We start from the raw sequence: 21,047 nt of genomic DNA, 5'->3' as shown, positions 1-21,047 counted from the left end.
CAACCGGGTACTGGTTAACAAGAACGGTGGCGTAGAAGAAATCAACCATTATTATCCATTCGGAGGCGTCTTTGCAAGTGAGGAGAATGTGCAGCCTTATAAGTATAATGGTAAGGAACTGGATGCAAAGAAGGGGCTGAACTGGTATGATTATGGGGTAAGGCAGTATGATGCGGCACTGGGAATCTTTACTACGGTAGATCCTTCATCCGAAAAGTATTACCCGACCTCTCCTTATGTTTATTGTGGAGGTGATCCTATAAATAGGATAGATCCTACGGGAGCGGATTGGTATAAGGATAGTGACGGCAATTATCATTGGGCTGAAAGAGGTGGCGACATCGCTGAAGGATGGACATGGGTGGGTTCTTCAGTCTCTATAGAAATCAGTAAAAGTAAGTATGTCAATTACTATGAGAACGGTGGTATTAAAATCAGAAATGATAAACCAAATTTTAGCCGAATGGAATCCTATTGGAGTTGGTTATGAGTTAGCCATAGATGAATATAGAGATTATATTCCAGTAATTCTTCAGTTTTGTCATGATAAGAAAAAACTGATAAACTATTTACAAAATATCTTGGTTAACGAAATGGGACTAGAATATGATGGAAGGAATAAAAAACATAATACTGATATTCAATTAATTTGTGATAGAATAATCCAAACGTACAATGACTTTTGAAATGATTTTTTTGTTTCTGGCTAGTCGTATTTCTTATCCGCTTGAGTTGAGTGTTGACATTATTAATCTATTAGTCTGACTTAGAGGTTGTGTCAATATTTGAAGTGACCGCGAAATGGTGTAGCTATCCGGGGTAAAAGGTGTAGCCCTACCAAAGTAGGGCCACAGGCACTTCTAAAGGACATAAAAGAAATATTTATCTATACCATTCTAAGTTCAGTCTGTACGACATTTTCAATCAGAACACTTCTTCACTCCGAAATCCGATAACAAATATTCAACAAATTTCCATTAAAAGAATCCATCAGGCATCTTACAGCGGATATTCTTCGAACGCATACAGCAACGTCGAAAGATAACGTTCGCCTGTATCCGGCAATAATATGACTATTGTTTTTCCTATGTTTTCAGGAAGAAGTGCTAGGCGGGTAGCTGCACTGACTGCTGCTCCGGATGAAATTCCTACCAGCAAACCTTCCAACTTAGCCAATTCACGACCCGCACGAATAGCATCATCATTCGTTACCTGCAGAATTTCATCTACTACTGCCGGATTGTAGTTCTTAGGAACAAAACCGGCACCGATCCCCTGTATCTTATGTGCTCCCGGTGCACCTCCCGAAAGTACGGGAGAATCGGTAGGTTCCACTGCCATCACCTTCACCCCCGGATTATGCTTCTTCAGGGCCGCACCTACACCACTAACGGTTCCACCGGTACCGACACCGGCTACAAAAATATCAACCACTCCTTCCGTATCCCTCCAGATTTCCTGTCCCGTAGTACGTTCGTGCATGGCAGGGTTTGCAGGGTTATCAAACTGCTGAAGAATTACCGCACCCGGAGTAGCAGCTTTCAGTTCTTCAGCACGGGCTATGGCACCCTTCATGCCATTGGCACCCGGTGTAAGCACCAGTTCGGCACCAAGGGCTTTCAGCAGGTTACGGCGTTCTACACTCATGGTGTCGGGCATCGTAAGAATCAGTTTATAACCTTTTGCAGCAGCAACAAATGCAAGCCCGATTCCGGTGTTTCCACTGGTAGGTTCTATAATAGTGGCTCCGGGTTTCAGCAAACCGGAAGCTTCCGCATCTTCAATCATCGCCAATGCCACGCGGTCTTTCACACTTCCGGCAGGGTTAAATGACTCCAGTTTCACGATCAGACGGGCTTTTAAACCTTTCGCTTTATTGTAATTGCTCAGCTCCAGCAAGGGAGTGTTGCCCACAAGATCAGTGAGCTGTTTTGCTATCTTTTTCATAACTTATTGGGTTTTAATTTATACTCTTCTTTATAAAGTACAAAGATAGCGAGATAACGGTTCACAAGAAATACCATATTTGTGGGATTTTCATACTATAAATGAGGGATTTTCGCTGAGAATAGTTACCTTTGTACCCACCTTATTATAAAAGGATATCCCAATGAGTCCATTGAACTTTACTCACATTTTGACACAGACAGTCGATGAACTATCGGAAAGTTCGTCTTACAGAGGACTGTTTCATCAGCACACGGACGGTAATCCATTGCCTTCGGCCAAAGCGTTGCATGACATCGTAGAGCTGTCGCGTGCCATACTTTTCCCTGGTTATTTCGGTAATTCCACAGTCAACAGTCGTACCGTAAAGTACCACATCGGAGTGAATGTTGAACGTTTGTTCGACTTACTGACCGAGCAAGTGCTTGCAGGTCTTTGCTTTACCGGCGACGGCGAATGCAGTTGCTGCACCGAACTCCAACGTGAAGAAGCTGCGCTGATTGCCGCCAAGTTCATCAGCCACCTGCCGGAAATGCGCCGTGTACTGGCTACGGATGTAGCGGCTGCTTACAATGGAGACCCTGCCGCACATAGTTTCGGAGAAGTAATCAGTTGCTACCCAGCCATACGCGCCATCAGCAATTACCGTATTGCGCACGAACTGCTGAGGCTCGGTGTTCCTCTCATTCCCCGCATTATCACCGAAATGGCCCATAGCGAGACGGGAATAGATATCCACCCGGGTGCCGTCATCGGCAGCCACTTCACCATAGACCACGGAACAGGTGTGGTAATTGGTGAAACATGCATTATCGGCAATAATGTGAAACTGTATCAGGGAGTGACGCTGGGTGCCAAGAGTTTCCCACTGGATGCTGACGGCAAGCCGATCAAAGGTATTCCACGCCATCCGATATTGGAAGACAATGTTATCGTCTATTCCAATGCCACCATCCTGGGACGCATCACCATCGGACAGGGTGCCACAGTAGGCGGTAATATCTGGGTAACGGAAAATGTGCCGCCAGGAGCGAGAATTGTACAGACTAAAGCAAAAAAATAACCGCCGCGCAGGTCAAAGCAACCCGTTTGCAGGACACAAGTGTTCCGGCAGAACGACACAAGTATTTCAGAAAAGCCACACAAGTGTTGCATACGGAAAGTACAAGTGTTTCAGAAGAGAGAGAAATTGAATATATAATTATAAAGAAAAACAACAAGATAGAAGAAGTTGCAACAACTTCAGCCATCAAATTGTAAATCGTAAAATCAAAAACAAATAAATGGAATCCTTTCAAATGATTGCCAAAACATTCCAAGGACTGGAAGAAGTACTGGCACAAGAACTGACTGCATTAGGAGCAAACGACATAGAAATAGGCCGACGCATGGTGTCTTTCAGTGGAGACAAGGAAATGATGTACAAAGCAAACTTCTGCCTGCGTACAGCAATACGTATTCTAAAACCAATCAAAAGCTTCACAGCCAAGAACGCTGATGAAGTGTATGACCAAATCAAAGCTATCTGCTGGGAAGAGATCCTGAATGTAGAGAAAACCTTTGCCGTAGATGCCGTTGTATTCAGCGAAGAGTTCCGCCATTCCAAGTTCGTTTCTTACAAAGTAAAAGATGCCATTGTGGACTATTTCCGTGATAAGTTTAACAAACGCCCGTCCGTACGCATCAACAAACCGGATGTATTGCTGAATATACACATTGCACAGACCACTTGTACGCTCTCTCTCGACTCATCGGGCGAGTCACTGCACCGCCGCGGGTATCGCCAGGAAGCGGTAGAAGCTCCGCTAAACGAGGTACTGGCTGCCGGAATGATATTGATGACAGGATGGAAAGGGGAATGTGACTTAATAGACCCGATGTGTGGTTCGGGTACAATTCCCATTGAAGCGGCACTGATTGCACGCAACATTGCTCCGGGAGTGTTCCGCAAGGAATTCGCTTTTGAGAAGTGGAATGACTTCGATCAGGATTTGTTCGACATGATTTACAATGACGATAGTCAAGAACGCGAATTTACGCATAAGATATATGGCTACGACAATAACCCGCAAGCTAATGAAATAGCTACACACAATGTGAAAGCGGCAGGTGTATCGAAAGATATTGTCTTGAAGTTACAGCCGTTCCAGCAATTTGAGCAACCCGCGGAGAAATCAATGATCATCACCAACCCGCCTTATGGAGAACGTATCTCTACCAACAACCTGCTGGGATTGTATCAGATGATAGGCGAACGCCTGAAACATGCTTTCATCGGAAACACGGCATGGGTGCTTTCTTACCGTGAAGAGTGCTTCGACCAGATAGGACTGAAACCGACCGCCAAGATACCTTTGTTCAACGGTGCACTGGAATGTGAATTCCGTAAATACGAGATTTTCGACGGAAAGTATAAGGAGTTCAAGAAGCAGGAAGGTGAGGGCGAAGGCGAAAACGAAGAATCCGCCTTCAAGTCTAGAGAACCGAGAGAATTCAAACCAAGGGAATCTCGTAAACCGGGCGAATTCAAATCCAGAGACGACAGACCGAGGGAGTTCAGACCAAGAGACAGCAAACCCCGTGAGTTTGGTTCAAAAGAAGATAGGCCGAGAGGTGAGTTCAAGCCGAGGGAGTTCCGCAAGGATGGAGACCGGGAACGGAAACCGTTCGACAGGGAACGCCGTCCGGGAGGAAGCGGAGAGTTTAAGCCGAAAAGGGAGTTTAAGCCGAGAAAGAGGGAAGACGGGGAGTAAGTTGCTGATAAACAGTTTGAGGTCACAAATTGTGACCTCAAACTGACAAAACATAAAAGAGATAAGTTACAAGTATCAACTTGATATTCCAAATTGGGAGTTCAAGTCAGGGAAGTAGAAGATAACTTATTGGTAGACAATATAAGGTCGCAATTTGCGACCTTAAAAGGACAAGGCATAAATGGATGATCTAATTATTATAGAGAATAAGATATACGAAATCAGAGGTCAGAAGGTGATGCTGGACTTTGATTTGGCGGAGATGTATGAGGTAGAAACAAAATACCTCAAACAAATGGTAAGAAGAAATGCAGAGCGATTTCCTGAAGATTTTATGTTCCAATTATCAAACGAAGAAGTTAACTGTCTGATTTCCAGTTTGAGGTTGCAAATTGCAACCTCAAACAAAGGCGGTACCCGCTACTCCCCTTTCGCCTTCACCGAACAAGGCGTCGCCATGCTTTCCGGCATCCTCCGGAGTCCCAAAGCCATCGAAGTCAACATCAACATCATGCGCGCCTTCGTCCGTATGCGACAATATCTTCTCTCCCACGCCCCAAAGAAAGAACTTGACGAACTAAGAGAACGCATTGAATACCTGGAAGAAGACGTCACCTCCGACAGAGACAGTTACGAGAAACAATTCGACGAGCTCTTCTCCGCCTTCGCAAAGCTGAGTGCTGCAATACAAGTGAAAAGCACTCCGATGGGCAGAATAGAAATAAAAGGATTCAGAAAAGAGAATGACAATAAATGACTATGAACATGAAGATAATCTGTAAATGGATGGGAATAGCGCTATTGGCGTTACCCACTCTCTTTGCAACAAACGTTATGGCACAAGATTTAAAGAAACCAACGCTGGAAGATTTGCTTCCTGGCGGAGAAACGTATCGCATTGCTGAAAACAAATGGTATCAGTGGTATGGTGATGCCGCATGCTTAGAATTGGGTATCGACAGTATAAAAGGCATTTGGGCAGTAAATGGAGTAGGAGCAAAAGCAGGAGAAAATTTCACAGTCATTACCCTGAAAGAGGCCAATAAGCTATTGGCAGAAAAAGAGTTAGGAAAGTTGCGTAACTTCTACTCCGCAAAGACCATCAATACTCCCCACAGTGCTGTTATTGGAATTCTGCTCCAAGTAGACCCACTCCTTTTGCTGAACACCGGTAAATACCGCGTACTTATCGACTGGAAAAAGAAAGAGTTAATTTGGAACCAACCGTGTCCCGCCCAAGCTGCCAATGAAGATTGGAACGAAGTGAGCCGCCACTTGGCCTATACACTCAACAACAATCTCTACGTAATGACCAATGACGGACAAACTCGTCAGGTAACCACCGAAGCTGAAGGTATCGTATGCGGCCAAAGCGTACACCGCAATGAATTTGGTATCAACAAAGGTACCTATTGGAGTCCCCAGGGAAACCTGCTCGCTTTCTACCGGATGGATGAGAGCATGGTAACACAATATCCATTGGTAGACATCACAGCACGCATAGGTGAACTGAATAATGTACGTTACCCTATGGCAGGCATGACAAGCCATAAAGTAACGGTAGGCATCTATAACACCGAAACACAGAAAACGGTCTATCTGAACACAGGTGATCCCACAGACCGTTATTTCACCAATATCAGTTGGGCTCCGGATGCCAAAAGCATCTATCTTATCGAATTGAACCGCGACCAGAATTATGCCAAACTATGCCAATACAACACCGAGACCGGTGAATTAATGGCTACTCTCTTTGAGGAAACGCATCCCAAATACGTAGAACCTCAACACCCCATCGTATTCCTGCCATGGGACAACAACAAGTTTATCTACCAAAGCCAGCGTGACGGATTCAATCATCTCTATCTATACAATGTAAAAGGAGAATTGCTGAAGCAACTGACCCAAGGCGAATGGTTGGTACAACAAGTATTAGGATTCAACCGGCAGACGCAGCACGTCATTATTCAGAGTACTGAAACTTCTCCTCTACAAAGCAATATTTACTCTGTCAGTCTGAAGGACTGTAAACGAAGCCTTTTAGGAAACTCTGAAGGAATTCATTCGGCACAGCTATCCGGCTTTATGGGTACGCATCTCATTGACAAATCTTCTTCGCCCACTTGCCCCCGTAGCATAAAGATAATGTCTGCCAACCCGAAAAAACATCGGGAATATACACTGCTTACAGCAGAAGATCCGTTCAAGGGCTTCACTATGCCAAATATAGAAACCGGTACCATCAAGGCGGCCGACGGCGTGACCGACCTCTACTACCGCCTTGTGAAACCCGCAGACTTCGACCCGGCAAAGAAATACCCCACCATCATCTATGTATATGGCGGTCCGCACGCACAGATGGTCACCGGTGGCTGGCAAAACGGTGCACGCGGCTGGGACATCTACATGGCAAACAAAGGTTATATCATGTTCACCCTTGATAATCGCGGAAGCGATAACCGTGGTCTTGAATTTGAAAATGTCACCTTCCGCCATCTCGGCATCGAAGAAGGAAAAGACCAGGTGAAAGGTGTGGAATTCCTGAAAAGCCTGCCTTACGTAGACGGTAACCGCATCGGTGTACACGGATGGAGCTTTGGCGGACACATGACTACAGCCCTGATGCTCCGCTATCCGGAGATATTCAAAGTAGGTGTTGCAGGCGGTCCGGTTATTGACTGGGGATATTATGAAATTATGTACGGAGAACGCTACATGGATACGCCGCAAAGCAATCCGGAAGGTTACGAACAATGCAACCTGAAGAATCTGGCAGGCAACCTGAAAGGACATCTATTACTGATTCACGATGACCATGACGATACCTGTGTGCCACAACACACACTTTCGTTCATAAAAGCCTGTGTGGATGCACGCACGTATCCCGATTTATTCATTTATCCCACGCATAAGCACAATGTCATAGGACGTGACCGAGTACATCTGCATGAGAAGATAACAAGATATTTTGAAGACAATTTATAAAATAAAATAGAAGCAATAAATTAAACGAAATATAAAGATGAAGATATTATTATTAGGAAGTGGCGGCCGCGAGCACGCTCTGGCATGGAAAATAGCCCAAAGCCCGAAAGTAGAGAAACTTTTTATCGCCCCCGGTAATGCCGGTACCAGTGCAGTAGGCGAGAATGTAGCTATCAAAGCTACCGACTTCCCTGCCCTGAAAACTTTCGCCCTGAAAGAAAAAGTAGATATGATTGTGGTAGGTCCCGAAGATCCGTTGGTAGAAGGTATCTACGACAACTTTGCCGGAGACGCCGCCACACAACATATCGCCATCATTGGCCCTACTGCCAAGGGTGCCCAATTGGAAGGCAGCAAGGAGTTTGCCAAGGGTTTCATGGAACGTCATGGCATCCCCACCGCCCGCTACAAAAGCATCAATGCCGAAAATCTGGAAGAAGGACTCGCTTTCCTTGAAACCCTTGAAGCACCCTATGTGCTGAAAGCCGACGGTCTTTGCGCAGGAAAAGGCGTACTGATCCTTCCTACACTCGAAGAAGCCAAAAAGGAACTGAAAGAAATGCTTGGTGGTATGTTCGGTCAGGCCAGTGCCACGGTAGTTATCGAAGAATTCCTCAGCGGCATCGAGTGCTCCGTATTTGTGCTGACAGACAGCAAAAACTATAAAGTGTTGCCCGTTGCCAAAGATTACAAACGCATCGGCGAAGGTGACAAAGGTCTGAATACCGGTGGTATGGGAAGCGTGACTCCCGTTCCTTTTGCCGACGAGGTATTTATGGAAAAAGTGCGTACCCGTATCATTGAGCCCACCATCCGCGGACTGCAAGAAGAAGACATCCTTTATAAAGGTTTCATCTTCCTCGGACTGATCCGTGTGAAAGGCGAACCGATGGTCATAGAATATAATGTCCGCATGGGAGACCCCGAAACAGAAAGCGTCATGCTACGTGTACAGAGCGACTTCGTGGAACTTCTGGAAGGTGTACGCGACGTGAACCTCGATACAAAGACATTGACAATGGATCCGCGTACGGCTGCTTGCGTCATGCTCGTCAGCGGCGGATATCCCGAAGCTTACGAGAAAGGTAAAGTAATGACCGGATTTGAAGAAGCTACCGTTACAGACAGCATCCTCTTCCATGCCGGAACAGCAATGAAAGACGGCCAAGTGGTAACAAACGGCGGACGCGTAATTGCCGTATGTTCGTATGGTGAAACCAAAGAAGAAGCCCTTGCCAAGAGTTATAAAGTTGCGGAAATGATTCAATTCGACAAGAAGTATTTCCGCCGTGATATCGGCTTCGACCTTTAAAAGAGTGATAGGGTGATATTATCACTTTATCACCCTATCACCTTACCACAATTAATATTATGATACGAAGTAAACGACTACAGAACCGGATCACAGCGGGACGTTTCACACTGCCCGCTGCCATCCTCTTGTCACTATTCTGCTGGATACTGACCTCTATTCTATTGCCTGAAGTTCCGGTAATAAAAAGTAATTATCCCCTGTGGGATACTATCATAGATGGATATATTCCGGCATGGGCAAGTACACCTTTAAGTTTCATCTTCTATGGCGTCGTCGGTTACTTCCTGATAGAACTAAACAATACTTTTGCCATCATCCGTATGCGGGCATCCGTACAAACGGCCATTTATTTCCTGTTTATATCCGTTTGTCCGGCCCTGCATCCAGTTTATGCCGGGGACTTTGCCTCGATAGCATTTCTTATATCTCTATTCTTCCTGTTCAAGGGCTACCAACATTCCCGTCCGGCAGGCACTATGTTCTATTCGTTCCTCTTTATCGGGTTGGGTAGTCTGTTCTTCCCACAACTGACACTGTTTATTCCCCTCTACTGGATAGGTGCACACAGTTTTCAGGCACTCACTCCAAAGAGCTTTTTCGGCAGTCTGGTCGGTTGGGCTTTACCCTACTGGTTTCTATTGGGACATGCTTACTTCTACGATGAAATGGGCTTATTTTACCAGCCTTTCATCGAACTGGCAACATTCCACCCTATTAATCTCTGGGACTTCCCCTTGTGGGAAATAGCTACATTGGGCTATCTGTTCGTATTATACCTAGTCAGTTCCATCCACTGTCTGGTGGCAGGTTACGAAGATAAGATACGTACCCGCAGTTATCTGCATTTTCTTATTTTTCTGAGCTTCTGCATCTTTGCCTATATCCTGTTACAACCGGTTTTGACGGTTCATCTCCTGCCTCTGCTGCTGATAGGTGTCAGTATCCTGACAGGACATTTCGTGGTGCTGACGAACAGTCGGGCTTCCAATGTGTTTTTCATTTGTGCCCTCGCAGGGCTTGTACTTTTATTCGGATTTAATATATGGACGCTTTTGTAGATTCACTGGTTCAACTCCTGATAGACTGGGGCTATTTCGGCCTTTTCATCTCCGCTTTACTGGCGGGAAGCATCATTCCGTTCAGTTCAGAGCTGGTAATGATAGCATTGGTGAAAGTGGGGCTGAATCCTGCCATGTGTGTCCTCTCTGCTACATTGGGGAACACAATAGGCGGTATGACGTGCTACTACATGGGGCGTTTAGGTAAGATAGACTGGATAGAGAAATATTTTAAAGTAAAAAAGGAGAAAGTAGACAAGATGCAAGCTTTCCTGCAAGGAAAAGGTGCTCTGATGGCTTTCTTTGCATTCCTGCCTTTTGTGGGCGAGGCAATAGCCATTGCGCTGGGTTTCATGCGCAGCAATGTATGGCTGACTACCTCATCCATGTTTGCCGGAAAGCTGGTGCGATACATCTTGATGCTGTTGGCATTGCAAGGAGTAATATCAATGTTTTAAGAGTTATGAAACGAATCATAGAACATACGGAAGACGGAAGTGCAACGCTGTTTGTGCCGGAACTGAATGAACATTACCATTCGGTGAAAGGAGCGCGTACAGAGTCGCAGCACATCTTTATAGATATGGGACTGAAAGCTTCGGCTGCACCCCAGCCGCATGTTCTGGAAATAGGTTTCGGTACCGGGCTGAATGCCCTGCTTACACTGGAAGCTGCCGAACAAGAAAAGCGTCCCGTACACTATACCGGTATTGAACTTTATCCTCTTGCCTGGGAAGAAGTCGATGTATTGGGATATAGTGACAACCTGCTGTTTAAGCAGTTACATACTGCACCATGGGAAGAGGATGTGAGAATATCCACGTACTTCACTCTGCGAAAAATACAGGCAGATGCAAATACAGTGAGTACTTTATCATTAAATCCCGATCTCGTTTATTTCGATGCCTTCGCCCCCGAAAAGCAACCTGAAATGTGGAACGAGCAGCTATTTCACTCACTTTACGCATCTATGAATATAGGGGGAATATTAACGACGTATTGCGCCAAAGGTGTTATCCGCCGTATGTTGCAAGCTATCGGGTTTCTTGTGGAACGCCTTCCGGGGCCTCCGGACGGAAAACGGGAAATACTGAGAGCAACCAAGAGAACAAACAACTAAGTTATGTAATCATTAAAAATAACTTGGTATAAATGGGTGTTATATTTCTCCTACCGGAAAAATATTTTTTCCCAATAGGAGAAAAATTATCATTGATGTACCAGACTATTTTTAAAGCGTTACTACAACAAATATTGGAAACCATAAATATAATAAAGAAAGAAATGAAACGAACATTCCTGTACATCCTCGCTGCTTTGCTTGCCATGTCTTGCAAGAATAACAGCGTTCAAAATAAGAATGAAGACGATAAACCTGTCATCACTGTTACCATCGAACCGTTACGCTACTTCACCGAAGCCATCGCAGGAGATAACTTCAACGTTGTCAGCATGGTACCCAAAGGTAGCAGTCCGGAAACGTATGACCCTACTCCGCAGCAACTTGTCGATCTTGCCAAAAGTAAAGCATACTTCCGCATCGGCTATATCGGTTTTGAACAAACCTGGATGGATAAGCTGACAGATAATGCGCCACATTTGCAGTTCTTCGACACTTCCCGCGGTATCGATTTGATTTTTGATTCCTCTCACGTCCACCACCATCACGGCGACGACGAAGCGCATGCCCACGATTCTATCCAGGAAGATGAACACCACATCCTCGGTGTAGAACCACATATCTGGAGTTCCGCTTACAACGCGCAAATTATTGCCGGAAATATTGTAAACGCCCTGTGCACCATCGACAAGAATAATGAAGAAACTTACATGGAGCGTTATAAAAACCTCTGTAATCAGATAGAACATACCGACAGCCTTATCTGCCACATGCTCTCTGCCCCCAATGCGGACCGTGCCTTTATGATTTATCATCCGGCATTGTCCTACTTTGCACGCGACTACGGTTTACATCAGATTTCTATTGAAGAAGATGGAAAAGAGCCCTCTCCCTCCCATCTCAAAAACCTGATAGATACCTGCAAGGAGGAAAAGGTACGCGTCATCTTCGTACAACCTGAATTCGACCGCCGCAATGCAGAAATCATAGCTAAACAAACAGATACGAAGGTAGTTCCTATCAATCCGCTTTCTTACGATTGGGAAGAAGAGATGTTGAACATTGCCAGGGAACTGGTCGTTAAGAAGTAATCGGAGACTGTAAAATAGAGTAAAGAAATGAGTACGCCCCTTATCGAAATAAAAAATCTCAGCGCTGGTTATGATAGCCGTACAGTGCTGCGTAATGTAAACCTCACCGTTTACGACCGGGATTTTCTGGGTATCATCGGCCCCAACGGTGGTGGAAAAACAACGCTCATCAAGTGTATTCTCGGCCTGCTGAAACCTACAGCAGGAGAAATTTTATATAGTGATAAGCGATTCGTGACAAGTGACAAGCAGGGAAGCGCAGCGCAACGCCCGGCACTGACAGCCAATCGCTCCGTTCTAAAAATGGGGTATTTACCCCAATACAATAGCATTGACCGTAAATTTCCTATAACAGTGGAAGAAGTGATTCTTTCAGGACTCAGTTCACAAAAGTCACTGATTTCACGCTTCACTGCGACGCATCGGGAAAAAGCCCGGCAAGTGATTGCCCGCATGGGATTGGAAGGTCTGGAAAAACGTGCTATCGGTGCATTGAGTGGCGGACAATTACAACGTGCCCTACTAGGACGTGCCATCATTTCCGATCCTGCACTTGTTGTCCTCGACGAGCCCAGTACGTATATAGACAAGCGCTTCGAAGCCCGGCTTTACGAATTGCTGGCTGAGATTAACCATGATTGCGCTATCATTCTTGTCAGCCATGACATCGGCACAGTGTTGCAACAGGTGAAATCCATCGCCTGCGTGAATGAGACGCTAGATTACCATCCCGATACGGGTGTAAGCGAAGAATGGCTGGAACGGAACTTCAATTGCCCGATAGAACTGCTGGGACATGGAGCTCTGCCGCATCGCATATTGGCGGAACATAAGCACGGAGATGAATGTGGATGTTGTAACTGCAAACATTGAAAAAGCAGGAAAGAATACAAATCATTACCAGAACAAGTACAAAAATAGTGTTTTGCACATATTTCAAACAAAGTTATACATAGATGTATTATACATGAATGTATAATTTGTATATTTATCTTTGGAATCAAGCCTTGAATTATGCTCATTATGGATAAGAAATGGAGCAAATGATTAAGCGGTACTATCAAAAGCGAACTGATAAATCATCATTTCATTCCTATCCGCACAGAAATGAACTAAAGATCGCTGATGGTTTTTTATTAATTTACTGATAATCAATAAATAGCATTTACCGACTGTTTATTGTAAAATGTAAAAGCATTTACCGCCGTATGTAACGGCTTTTACTCCTTATTGTAACGACCTTTACCGCGGCATGTAACGGTCTTTACCGCGGTATGTAAATGGAGTTACCGTGTGGAGTGAACAAAGTTACCATTTGGGGTAAACTGAATTTTCATGAAACTTTTATCTACCAAAAATCAATGTATATCTTTTAACCTATCCTAATAAATATGCATTACTTCCACAGTTTTAGCAGTTAAATCACTATATTTGCGCCCGTATACGCTAAAATACAGAGATATAACTTAAAAACATAACGAATTATTTCCGAATGAAACAGTACAGAACCATAAACAACCTCGTAGGTTGGATTACTTTCATCATTGCAGCCACGGTCTACTGCATGACTATAGAACCGACTGCAAGCTTTTGGGACTGCCCGGAGTTTATCACTACCGGCTACAAACTGGAAGTAGGACACCCACCCGGAGCACCTTTCTTCATGCTGGTAGCCAACCTCTTTTCACAATTTGCTTCAGATCCGAGCACCGTTGCTAAAATGGTGAATTATATGAGTGCACTGATGAGTGGCGCTTGTATTCTGTTCCTGTTCTGGAGCATCACGCATCTGGTACGCAAACTTGTGGCTACAGATGAAAATAATATTACTAAAGGACAGTTGATTACCATCATGGGTAGCGGCCTGGTAGGTGCACTGGCATATACATTCAGTGATACTTTCTGGTTCAGTGCCGTTGAAGGTGAAGTTTATGCATTCTCTTCTCTCTTCACAGCCGTTGTATTCTGGCTGATACTGAAATGGGAAGATGTGGCTAACGAACCGCACAGCGACCGTTGGCTTATCTTGATCGCATATCTGACCGGATTGAGTATTGGTGTACACTTGCTGAACTTGCTTTGTTTACCCGCCATCGTACTGGTTTACTACTACAAAAAAGTGCCAAACGCAAATGCCAAAGGCTCATTGCTGGCATTGCTTGCTTCCGGCATTTTAGTGGCTGTCGTACTCTATGGTATGGTACCGGGTATTGTAAAAGTAGGCGGCTGGTTCGAACTGTTCTTCGTAAATACGTTAGGAATGTCCTTCAACAGTGGTGTAATGGTTTATATCATTGTGCTGGCAGGCTCCATTATCTGGGGTATATACGAAAGCTACACGGAGAAAAACAAGATGCGCATGGCCATCTCCTTCGTGTTGACTATCGCCCTGTTGGGTATCCCATTCTACGGACACGGAACAAGTGCTGTAGTAATAGGTATTATAGTTATCGCTTTCCTGTTCTTCTATCTCAGCCCGAAGATGCAGGCAAGCATGAAAGAGAAATATCGCATTTCCGCGCGTACGCTGAACACATCATTGCTTTGTACAATGATGATCGTCATCGGATATTCTTCTTATGCCATCATCGTGATCCGCTCTACAGCCAATACGCCGATGGACCAGAACTCACCTGAAGATATCTTCACGCTGGGTGAATATCTGGGACGCGAACAATACGGAACCCGTCCGTTGTTCTACGGACAAGCATTCTCTTCTAAAGTTGCCCTCGATGTAAAAGACGGTTATTGCGAACCACGCGTTTCATACAGTGGTACCAAATTTATCCGCAAAGAAAAAGCTACGCCCGATGAAAAGGATAGCTATATCGAAATTCCCGGACGTATCGAATACGAATATGCTCAGAACATGCTTTTCCCGCGCATGTACAGCAGTCAGCACGCCAGGGAATATCAAGCTTGGGTAGACATAAAAGGTAATGACATTCCTTACGACCAATGCGGACAAATGGTGATGGTGAATATGCCTACACAGTGGGAAAATATCAAGTTCTTCTTCACCTATCAGCTCAACTGGATGTATTGGCGCTATTTCATGTGGAACTTCGCCGGACGCCAGAACGATCTGCAGGGTAGTGGAGAAATAGAACATGGCAACTGGATCACAGGAATTTCGTTCATCGATAACTTCCTGGTAGGCGACCAAAGCCTGTTGCCACAAGAGTTGCAAAACAATAAGGGACACAACGTCTTCTACTGTCTGCCTTTGTTGCTCGGTATCATTGGCCTGTTATGGCAGGCATACCGTGGACAAAAGGGCATCCAGCAATTCTGGGTGGTGTTCTTCCTATTCTTTATGACGGGTATCGCCATTGTGCTCTACCTGAACCAGACACCGAGTCAGCCGCGTGAACGTGACTATGCATATGCCGGGTCGTTCTATGCCTTTGCCATCTGGATAGGTATGGGTGTGGCAGGTATTGTCCGTCTGTTGCAGCATTATGCCAAGATGAAAGAACTTCCCGCCGCAACGCTGGTATCTGTTGTCTGCCTGCTTGTCCCCATACAGATGGCAAGCCAGACATGGGATGACCACGATCGCAGCGACCGCTATCTGGCACGTGACTTTGGTCAGAACTACCTGATGTCTCTGCAAGAAACCGGTAATCCGATTATCTTCACCAACGGTGATAACGATACATTCCCCTTATGGTACAATCAGGAGACAGAAGGTTTCCGTACAGATGCACGTACCTGTAACCTCAGCTACTTGCAAACGGACTGGTACATCGATCAGATGAAACGTCCTGCCTACGACTCTCCGTCACTGCCCATCACTTGGGACCGTATGGAGTATGTAGAAGGAACTAACGAATACATCCCTGTACAGCCTGATTATAAAAAGAGCATCGACGCCCTCTATGCTGAGGCTGAAAAGCAGGCACTGAACGGTAACCCTGAAGCATTGGTAAATGTGAAGAAAGAATTCGGAGAAAATCCGTACGAACTTCAGAACATCCTGAAATACTGGGTACGCAGCAAGAATGATGACCTTAAGGTGATTCCTACAGACAGCATCATGATGAAGGTGGACAAGGAAGCTGTACGCCGCAGTGGTATGATGATACCGGGTGACAGTATCCCCGACTATATGCACATTTCACTGAAAGGTAAACGTGCCCTCTATAAGAGCGAACTGATGATGCTTGAAATGCTGGCTGAAGCCAATTGGGAACGTCCTATCTATATGGCAGTCAGCGTAGGTACGGAAAACCACCTTGGCATGGGCAACCACTTCGTCCAGGAAGGTCTGACTTACCGCTTCACTCCGTTTGATACTGAAAAAACAGGTGTCAAGTTGGATAGCGAAAAAATGTACGACAACCTGATGAACAAGTTCAAATTCGGTGGAATTGATAAGGAAGGTATCTATATTGATGAGAATGCTATGCGTATGTGTTATTCTCATCGTCGTATCTTCTCACAACTCATTGGCCAGTTGATACGCGAAGGCAAGACGGATAAGGCTAAAGCAGCCTTGGAGTACGCCGAGAAGATGATTCCTGCCTATAACGTACCTTATGACTGGCAAAATGGTGCTATGCAAATGGCAGAAGCATACTATCAGTTGGGTGAAAAAGAGAAAGGCGACAACATCATGAAGGCACTTGCCGATAAAGCTGTGGAATACCTCACATGGTATCTGAGCCTGGATGACCAACGCTTTGCAATGTCCAGCCATGAAGTTGTTGACTATCAATTGCCTATCCTCAGCACAGAAGTTAAGCTCATGCAGAAGTATAACTCAGAATTGGCTCCCGTATACGACAGCAAGCTGAACGAGCTATATCAAATGTGTGTTGACCGGATGAAATAAAGTTATTAGCAGATAGTGATTAGTGATTAGCGACTGTAGCCCCCACTGCTAATCGCTAATCACTAATCATATAAATCCCTAACTACTAACCGCTAACTACTAATAATCGTGTTTATAGAACAACCTCCTGAGTTTGTCCGAAAGTTATATCCCGGTGCCATCTGGCGAATGGATCCGAACGAAAAAGCCGTCTACCTGACTTTTGATGATGGCCCTATTCCCGAAGTAACCCCTTGGGTACTTGAATTATTGGATAAACACAATATTAAAGCCACCTTCTTCATGGTGGGAGACAATATACGTAAGCATCCTGATGTATTTCAGATGGTAATAGACCGAGGGCACCGCATTGGCAACCACACTTTCAACCATATTCGCGGATTTGAGTATTTGTCTGATAATTACCTTGCCAATACAGACAAAGCAAACGAACTGATGAAAACAGACCTCTTCCGCCCGCCACACGGGCATATGCGTTGGGGACAATATTTCGTATTAAAAAGACGCTATAAAATTGTAATGTGGGATTTAGTAACCCGTGATTACAGTAAGAAGTTACGTGGTCCGCAAGTACTTGCCAATGTGATGAGATATGCAAGAAATGGCTCTATTATCACTTTCCATGATTCATTAAAATCCTGGAATAACGGAAACCTGCAATATGCATTGCCACGGGCACTTGATTTTCTGGAAGAAGAAGGGTACGAGTTTAAGTTATTGTAATCCTAATTACATAGTTATATAAAAAAATGCCCTCCGAATAGAAAATATTCAGAGGGCATTTTTATTCTATACAGTATCGATTACTTAATTGTCACCGTCAACGGATTGCGTACTTGCTGAGCATAATTTGCCATATATGCATTCCATGCTTCCGGAGTCTTGATGTCAGCCTTATCCCAAGCTGCACCCCAGTAGTAAACATATTCTGAACCCGGCTCGTAATCGCTGATAGCCAGTACATGACCATCGGCACCACCGCGCAGTTCATTCTTCTCCTTTTCAGGGAAAAGCAACGATTTAGCTTCTTTTACAGTAGCCGGGAAAGCAGCACCTACGAAGATCTTACCATTGTTATTATTCACATTATCCGTAGGATCTACATAAGTGATATAACCGTTAGCAGCATCAGCTACTACAGCACCATCCGGTTCGTGCAATACGATACCAGCAACTACCGGAGTAGTTTCTTTCAGGTTATCATAAACCACAACTGTTTTATTCAAATGAGAACCTGCATCCAACGTGATAACACGTGTTTCAACTACTGTAGAGTCTCCCTTGATGTTCAGCGGATTATAAACCAGCTTCACAGTGAAACGCAGCGGACCATTGTCCAGAATATCCTGTGTTGCATAGCAATAAGGATATACGATTTCACCATCGGGCATCAGAGCAGCAGTACCACCACCCAGTGTAGGACCTACTTTATAACAGTCCAAGCCGTTTCCATGATCTACGTGATAAGAAACTGATTTATACAATTCCTGTGCAGCTTTCGGGTCAGTCTTCTTCAGTTCAGCAATCTTAGCTTTGGTCTCCGGGTTCAATTCGCTTGCATAACGAGCTTCTACAACAGGTTCAGTAGTATTGTACTTTGTCCAAACATCATAACCGAAAGCACGTTCACCACTCTTTTGCAAAGCAGGGCCATAGGTACGGAAAGCAACCAGGTCGTTTTCCCATGCTACATCGTCCACACGTTCAGGATAATATCTACCACAAGCCTTTACAGCGAAATTCTCAGGTGTTCCTGCCTGGATAGTATAGACAGCTGTACCATTCGCAGCTACGCTTGCAGGGAAAATTACTTTTTCATCGTAAGTAATCTGATAGGGGACTTGTTGTCCGTCAGCATTCAGAACCACAATCTGAGCTGTGTCAGCCAGTTTCAGTTGGTTAGAGATGTCACTCATAGCCACTTCAACCATTTCATTGGAACGCTCCATTGCTAAAGGATTACTTACCGTTACAGTAACCACATCCTTAGTGTTGGTGCAGGCAAAACATACAAATGCTGTTGCCAGTAAAAGGAATAACTTTTTCATATTGCTTAATCAATTGATAATTGAAAACGGATAATGAAGATATAGATAATGGGAAAAATGGATAACTGACAGCATCAATTATCCATTTCCCATTATCTATTCATATACTTATTTAGGCTGTTTGCCAATGTAAGCCAAGATACCACCGTCAACGTAGAGTACGTGACCGTTTACGAAGTCAGAAGCGTCGGAAGCCAGGAATACGGCAGGACCCATCAAATCTTCAGGAGTACCCCAACGTGCAGCCGGAGTCTTAGCAACGATAAATGCATCAAACGGGTGACGAGAACCATCAGCTTGCGGTTCGCGAAGCGGTGCAGTCTGCGGAGTAGCAATGTAACCCGGACCGATACCATTACACTGGATGTTATATTCACCGTATTCAGAAGCGATGTTACGAGTCAGCATCTTCAAGCCACCCTTAGCAGCAGCATAAGCAGATACAGTTTCACGGCCCAACTCACTCATCATAGAGCAGATGTTGATAATCTTGCCGTGACCTTTCTTTATCATAGAAGGAATAACGGCTTTTGATACGATAAACGGAGCATTCAAGTCTACATCGATCACCTGACGGAATTCAGCAGCAGACATTTCGTGCATCGGAATACGCTTGATGATACCTGCATTGTTTACCAGAATATCAATCACGCCCACTTCTTTCTCAATCTGGGCAACCATAGCATTCACCTGCTCTTCATTCGTTACGTCGCATACATAACCTTTAGCGTCGATACCTTCAGCTTTGTAAGCAGCCAAACCTTTGTCTACTAATTCTTGTTTAATGTCGTTGAACACGATTTTGGCACCGGCTTGTGCGTAAGCAGTTGCCAAAGCGAAACCAATTCCATAAGAAGCACCGGTTACAAGTGCTACTTTGCCTTCTAATGAAAAGTTTACCATAATTTATTTACTTAGGTTTAATAGTTATTTGTTTCTAATTTACGATTCAGAGTCGTGATTTACTCAATATATTACTTCAGGTCGGTAATCAAAGAGAAATCCTGATCTCCATAATCCAGGTTTTCACCGCCCATACCCCAAATAAAGGTATAGTTGTGAGTAGCGGCAGCAGAGTGAATAGACCATTCAGGAGACAATACAGCCTGATCGCCCTTCATCCATACATGGCGAGTTTCATCAACTTCACCCATGAAATGGCAAACTGCATGGTCTTCGGGCACTTCAAAATAGAAATAAGCTTCCATACGACGGCTATGAACGTGTGCCGGCATTGTATTCCATACACTACCCGGAGCAAGTTCTGTCATACCCATCTGTAACTGACAGGTCGGCAATACCTGATTAACCAACATCTTATTAATATTACGGTGGTTGGAACCTTCCAAGCTACCCATTTCAGCAACTACTGCATCAGCTTTCGTCACTTTCTTATCAGGATAGTTACGGTGAGCAGTCAGTGAGTTGAAATAGAATTTAGCAGGATTCTTTTCGTCCTTGCTTTCAAAGGTCACTTCACGGTCACCTGAGCCCAAATAAAGAGCTTCTTTATAATTCAATTCGAATACAGCGTCTCCGGCTTTTACTACACCAGGACCACCTACGTTATAGATACCCATTTCACGACGAGTCAGGAAGAACGGAGCTTTCAGCGGATCGATAGCTTCCAGCTTCAACACTTCGCCTACCGGCATTGCACCACCCACAACCATACGGTCGTACATGGAATATACCATATTTACTTCGTTAGCAGAAAATACTTTCTCAATGAGGAAATCACGACGGATGCGTTTGGTATCGTAACTTTTTGCATCTTCGGGATGCGCTGCATAGCGAATTTCATAGTTCGTTTTCATAATCCTATTACGTTTTAAAGTTTATAATAATCGGTTATTGGCATACTTCGTTTACGTACACGATGCAAATGTAGCA

At 44.6% G+C, this 21,047-nt stretch carries 17 protein-coding genes; 13 read left to right on the top strand and 4 right to left on the bottom strand.

Annotated features, from left to right (window positions below; translation table 11 throughout):
• On the top strand, positions 1 to 490 hold a 490-nt coding region (locus BWI44_RS16340), incomplete at its 5' end, for an RHS repeat-associated core domain-containing protein (RefSeq protein WP_286815115.1).
• 509 nt (positions 491 to 999) lie between these two features.
• Here BWI44_RS16340 and cysK read toward each other — a convergent pair.
• Positions 1,000 to 1,947, bottom strand: a complete 948-nt coding sequence (gene cysK / locus BWI44_RS16335; RefSeq protein WP_115503640.1) for a cysteine synthase A — start codon at positions 1,945 to 1,947, stop codon at positions 1,000 to 1,002.
• Positions 1,948 to 2,110: 163 nt separating this feature from the next.
• Between cysK and epsC the strand changes: the two genes are divergently transcribed.
• From epsC to BWI44_RS16275, 12 genes are all read left to right on the top strand, one after another.
• A complete protein-coding gene (epsC, locus tag BWI44_RS16330; protein ID WP_195210034.1) occupies positions 2,111 to 3,010 on the top strand; it encodes a serine O-acetyltransferase EpsC in 900 nt (299 codons plus the stop codon).
• Positions 3,011 to 3,230: 220 nt separating this feature from the next.
• A complete protein-coding gene (locus BWI44_RS16325; RefSeq protein WP_195210033.1) occupies positions 3,231 to 4,700 on the top strand; it encodes a THUMP domain-containing class I SAM-dependent RNA methyltransferase in 1,470 nt (489 codons plus the stop codon).
• A gap of 181 nt (positions 4,701 to 4,881) precedes the next feature.
• Positions 4,882 to 5,457, top strand: coding sequence for an ORF6N domain-containing protein (locus BWI44_RS16320; RefSeq protein WP_044534307.1), 576 nt, complete (start codon positions 4,882 to 4,884; stop codon positions 5,455 to 5,457).
• Between the two features lie 2 nt (positions 5,458 to 5,459).
• Complete coding sequence (locus BWI44_RS16315; RefSeq protein ID WP_195210032.1) at positions 5,460 to 7,685, top strand: S9 family peptidase; 2,226 nt, start codon at positions 5,460 to 5,462, stop codon at positions 7,683 to 7,685.
• Between the two features lie 37 nt (positions 7,686 to 7,722).
• Complete coding sequence (gene purD / locus BWI44_RS16310; RefSeq protein WP_044533937.1) at positions 7,723 to 8,997, top strand: phosphoribosylamine--glycine ligase; 1,275 nt, start codon at positions 7,723 to 7,725, stop codon at positions 8,995 to 8,997.
• A gap of 62 nt (positions 8,998 to 9,059) precedes the next feature.
• A complete protein-coding gene (locus BWI44_RS16305; protein WP_182427865.1) occupies positions 9,060 to 10,058 on the top strand; it encodes a hypothetical protein in 999 nt (332 codons plus the stop codon).
• Positions 10,043 to 10,516 carry a YqaA family protein gene (locus BWI44_RS16300; RefSeq protein WP_007660966.1) on the top strand — a complete coding sequence of 158 codons (474 nt, stop codon included), beginning with the start codon at positions 10,043 to 10,045 and terminating at the stop codon, positions 10,514 to 10,516. The genes BWI44_RS16305 and BWI44_RS16300 overlap by 16 nt, the downstream gene beginning before the upstream one ends.
• Positions 10,517 to 10,521: 5 nt before the next feature.
• Positions 10,522 to 11,178 carry a tRNA (5-methylaminomethyl-2-thiouridine)(34)-methyltransferase MnmC2 gene (gene mnmC2, locus BWI44_RS16295; protein ID WP_044533936.1) on the top strand — a complete coding sequence of 219 codons (657 nt, stop codon included), beginning with the start codon at positions 10,522 to 10,524 and terminating at the stop codon, positions 11,176 to 11,178.
• 164 nt (positions 11,179 to 11,342) lie between these two features.
• The gene (locus BWI44_RS16290; RefSeq protein WP_138291358.1) at positions 11,343 to 12,269 is read left to right on the top strand and encodes a metal ABC transporter solute-binding protein, Zn/Mn family; all 927 of its coding nucleotides are present in this window, start codon (positions 11,343 to 11,345) and stop codon (positions 12,267 to 12,269) included.
• A 27-nt stretch (positions 12,270 to 12,296) separates the two neighbouring features.
• The gene (locus tag BWI44_RS16285) at positions 12,297 to 13,142 is read left to right on the top strand and encodes a metal ABC transporter ATP-binding protein (RefSeq protein ID WP_195210031.1); all 846 of its coding nucleotides are present in this window, start codon (positions 12,297 to 12,299) and stop codon (positions 13,140 to 13,142) included.
• 619 nt (positions 13,143 to 13,761) lie between these two features.
• A complete protein-coding gene (locus tag BWI44_RS16280; protein ID WP_195210030.1) occupies positions 13,762 to 17,106 on the top strand; it encodes a protein O-mannosyl-transferase family in 3,345 nt (1,114 codons plus the stop codon).
• Positions 17,107 to 17,214: 108 nt separating this feature from the next.
• Positions 17,215 to 17,829, top strand: a complete 615-nt coding sequence (locus tag BWI44_RS16275; protein ID WP_022393111.1) for a polysaccharide deacetylase family protein — start codon at positions 17,215 to 17,217, stop codon at positions 17,827 to 17,829.
• An 80-nt stretch (positions 17,830 to 17,909) separates the two neighbouring features.
• Here BWI44_RS16275 and BWI44_RS16270 read toward each other — a convergent pair whose 3' ends face one another.
• From BWI44_RS16270 to kduI, 3 genes are all read right to left on the bottom strand, one after another.
• Positions 17,910 to 19,154, bottom strand: coding sequence for a BT3233 family polysaccharide utilization protein (locus BWI44_RS16270; RefSeq protein WP_007660975.1), 1,245 nt, complete (start codon positions 19,152 to 19,154; stop codon positions 17,910 to 17,912).
• A 108-nt stretch (positions 19,155 to 19,262) separates the two neighbouring features.
• Entirely contained in the window at positions 19,263 to 20,057 is a 795-nt protein-coding gene (locus BWI44_RS16265; RefSeq protein WP_007211540.1) for a gluconate 5-dehydrogenase, read from the bottom strand.
• 71 nt (positions 20,058 to 20,128) lie between these two features.
• Positions 20,129 to 20,971, bottom strand: a complete 843-nt coding sequence (gene kduI, locus BWI44_RS16260) for a 5-dehydro-4-deoxy-D-glucuronate isomerase (protein ID WP_007660981.1) — start codon at positions 20,969 to 20,971, stop codon at positions 20,129 to 20,131.
• Between the last annotated feature and the right edge of the window lie 76 nt (positions 20,972 to 21,047).

The sequence above is a fragment of the Bacteroides sp. Phil13 genome, from assembly GCF_001940965.1.
Lineage (GTDB): Bacteria > Bacteroidota > Bacteroidia > Bacteroidales > Bacteroidaceae > Bacteroides > Bacteroides intestinalis.
Note: the sequence above shows the minus strand (reverse complement) of the source record. Positions and strands in the feature narration are given on the sequence as shown.